The sequence below is a fragment of the Polynucleobacter sp. 39-46-10 genome (assembly GCF_002282275.1).
This window is the reverse complement of record NZ_NCJB01000243.1, coordinates 1-3,748: the sequence shown is the minus strand read 5'-3', so window position 1 is coordinate 3,748 and position 3,748 is coordinate 1. Positions and strand designations below refer to the sequence as shown.

Below are 3,748 nucleotides of genomic sequence, written 5' to 3'. Positions count from 1 at the left end.
TCATGAATCCATTGTCAGCACCCATATAAGGGGCTACATCAGGACGCTTGGCAGCTTTCGCTGCAATTTCTGGAGGCTCGGAACATGCCACCAACAAAGTACCAGCAGCCAAACATAAGCCGAGAGTTTTGAAATTTAATTTCATGACTTTGCTCCTGGAATTTTGTCAGCAGGTGTTGGCTTCGGTGCAGGTGATCCTGATGGACCATAAGCAGTAGACCAACCGAAGATATCGTTACTTGGATAGCGGCCATTTGCCTCACGAACTGAGACACGTTTGGCGTAGATTGAAGAAATCACTTCGTCATCACCACCAATCAAAGCCTTGGTTGAACACATCTCAGCACATAAAGGTAACTTACCTTCAGCTAAGCGGTTGCGACCATACTTCTCAAATTCGGCAACGCTACCGTTAGCTTCTGGACCGCCGCTACAGAAGGTGCACTTGTCCATTTTGCTGCGTGAACCAAAGGCACCCTGACTTAAGAACTGAGGCGCACCAAATGGGCAGGCAAAAGAGCAATAGCCACAACCGATACAGATGTCTTTGTCATGCAACACCACACCCTCGTCGGTGCGATAGAAGCAATCTACTGGGCAAACCGCCATACAAGGCGCATCTGAACAGTGCATACAAGCAACTGAAACAGACTTTTCTTGACCAACAATGCCGTCATTTACCGTAACAACTCGGCGACGATTGATACCCCAAGGCACTTCGTTATCGTTTTTACAAGCTGTGACACAGCCGTTGCACTCAATGCAACGCTCTGTATCGCAGATAAATTTCATTCTTGCCATGATGTTCTCCTGACTTTATTTTTTAACTTAGGCAAATTTTTCGATTTGGCACATAGTGGTTTTGGTTTCTTGCATCATCGTTACCTGGTCATAGCCATAGGTTGTTGCAGTATTTACCGCTTCACCTAAGACTACAGGGGCAGCGCCCTCTGGGTAATATTTGCGCAAGTTATTACCCTGCCACCAGCCTGCAAAGTGGAATGGTACGAATGCAGTGCCTTGATCAACGCGTGGAGTTACCAGTGCGCGCACCTTAATCTTGGCGCCGGTTGGTGACTTCACCCATACGTAATCCCAGTTCTTAATACCGCGAACTTCTGCAGCCTTAGGATTGATCTCAACAAAGTTCTCTTGTTGCAACTCTGCCAACCATGGGTTGGAACGAGTTTCGTCTCCTCCACCTTCGTACTCAACCAAACGACCTGAGGTCAAAATGATTGGGAACTTTTCGTAGAGCTTCTCATTCAAGTTCTTATCCTGAACTGTTTTGAAAAGTGTTGGCAAGCGCCAGAAATTCTTCTTATCGGCAGAAGTTGGGTACTTGCGCATCATTGGCTCGTTAGTACTGTAGAGAGCTTCACGATGAACAGGAATCGCATCTGGGAAGTTCCACACTACTGCACGTGCTTTTGCATTACCGAATGGATGACAACCGTTCTTCATGACAACGCGTTGAATACCACCAGATAAGTCAGTCTTCCAGTTCTTACCTTCAGCTGCCTTCTGCTCTTCCTCGGTCAACTGACTCCACCAGCCCAGTTTCTTCATAAAGACATGGTCAAACTCTGGGTATCCAGTTTTAATCGCTGAACCCTTAGAGTAAGAGCCATCTTCAGCCAATAAATTCTTGCCATCTTTTTCAACGCCAAAGTTTGCACGGAAATTACCGCCGCCTTCCATGACGCTCTTACTGGTGTCATAGAGGTTTGGTGAGCCAGGATGCTTGATAGCTGCAGTTCCGTAGCAAGGCCAAGGCAAGCCATAGTAATCGCCTGTAGTGTCGTAGCCAGTTACTGGATCAATACCACCACGTGACTTCAATGTCTTCGGATCAAATACGCCCGCCATTCTCATGTGAGCTTTCAAGCGCTCAGGAGTTTGACCTGTGTAGCCAATCGTCCACACACCACGATTAATTTCTCTCAAGATGGATTCAATTTCAGGCTCTCTCCACTGCTTACCTGCATATTTCGAACTCAACATCTTGTAGTTAACTGACAATTCTTGACCGAAACCAAGACGATCAGCAAACGCTTGCATGATCACGTGGTCAGGAACGGATTCAAACAACGGATCAATTACTTTCTCACGCCACTGCAGCGAACGATTGGATGCTGTAGCAGAACCAGTTGTTTCGAACTGCGTTGTAGCTGGTAATAAATACACGTTGCGATTCTTATTCACAGCATCGCCTTCTGCAGGAGGCATTGCTGCCATTGCCGCAGTCGCACTTGGATATGGATCGACTACCACCAACAAATCCAACTTATCCATCGCGCGCTTCATATCGAGACCGCGAGTTTGTGAATTTGGTGCATGACCCCAGAAGAACAAACCTTTGACGCTGGTTTGCTGATCAATCATGTCATTCTTCTCAAGTACCGCATCGACCCAACGAGAAACTGTAGTGCCGGATTTCTCCATCATGTTTGGAGCGTAGCGACCTTTGATCCACTCATAGTCCACACCCCATACTGTGGCGTAGTGCTTCCATGAGCCAGCTGCAAGACCATAGTAGCCAGGCAATGAATCTGGGTTAGGGCCAACGTCAGTTGCACCTTGAACGTTATCGTGACCACGGAAAATATTTGCGCCACCACCGGACTTACCGATGTTGCCTAAAGCTAATTGCAAAATGCAAGATGCACGAACCATCGCATTACCAATGGTGTGCTGTGTTTGACCCATACACCAGACCAAAGTGCTTGGACGATTCTTCGCCATAGTTTCAGCAACTTTGTACATCTGCGCTTCTGGAACTCCACAAGCTTCTTCTACATTCTTTGGAGTCCACTTTTCCATAACTTCTTTGCGGATCTCATCCATACCGTACACGCGGTCATTGATGTACTTCTTATCTTCCCAACCATTGTTGAAGATGTGATACAGAACACCAAACAAGAATGGGATATCAGTACCTGAACGAATACGAACATACTGATCAGACTTGGCTGCAGTACGGGTATAGCGTGGGTCAACTACGATGACTTTGCAACCATTTTCTTTTGCATGCAACAAGCTAAGCATAGACACTGGATGTGCTTCTGCAGCGTTTGAACCAATATACAAAGCTGCCTTGGCATTCATCATGTCGTTATAGCTATTGGTCATCGCACCATAGCCCCAGGTGTTTGCAACACCGGCAACTGTTGTGGAGTGACAAATACGTGCTTGATGGTCTGTGTTGTTGGTTCCAAAGAAAGAAACCCACTTACGCATTAGATAAGACTGTTCGTTGTTATGCTTTGAGGAGCCAATGAAGAACAAAGAATCTGGGCTGTACTTAGTGCGCAAATCTTTCATCTGCGCAGAGATTTCAGTCAAAGCCTGATCCCAAGAAATTCTTTGGTATTTACCGTCAACCAGCTTCATTGGGTAACGTAGGCGGAAATCTCCGTGCCCATGCTCACGCAAAGAAGCGCCCTTCGCACAATAAGCACCTAAGTTAATTGGGGAATCAAATGCAGAGTCTTGACGAACCCAAACACCATTCTCAACAGTAGCGTCAGTTGCGCAGCCTACTGAACAGTGCGTACAAATCGTTCTCTTAACTTCGATCTTGCCTTTGCCATCCAACATTGCCTTGCTTTGCTCGGCAGATGCCTTCTGCACCAAAGTTAATTGGCTTGCTGCGATACCAGCACCAACACCGACACCGGAGCGCTTGAGGAAGGTACGACGATCCATCGTAGGCACTGCGGACTGAAGTCCACGTGACAAGCTGCCA

At 47.0% G+C, this 3,748-nt stretch carries 2 protein-coding genes; both read right to left on the bottom strand.

Features of this window, described 5'->3' with window-relative positions; genetic code table 11:
• Positions 1-141 precede the first annotated feature (141 nt).
• On the bottom strand, positions 142-801 hold the full coding sequence (gene fdh3B / locus B7X71_RS13565) for a formate dehydrogenase FDH3 subunit beta (protein ID WP_293599072.1): 660 nt from the start codon (positions 799-801) through the stop codon (positions 142-144).
• Positions 802-828: 27 nt separating this feature from the next.
• Positions 829-3,748, bottom strand: a 2,920-nt coding sequence (locus tag B7X71_RS13560) for a formate dehydrogenase subunit alpha (protein ID WP_293601017.1), incomplete at its 5' end; no start/stop codon positions are given.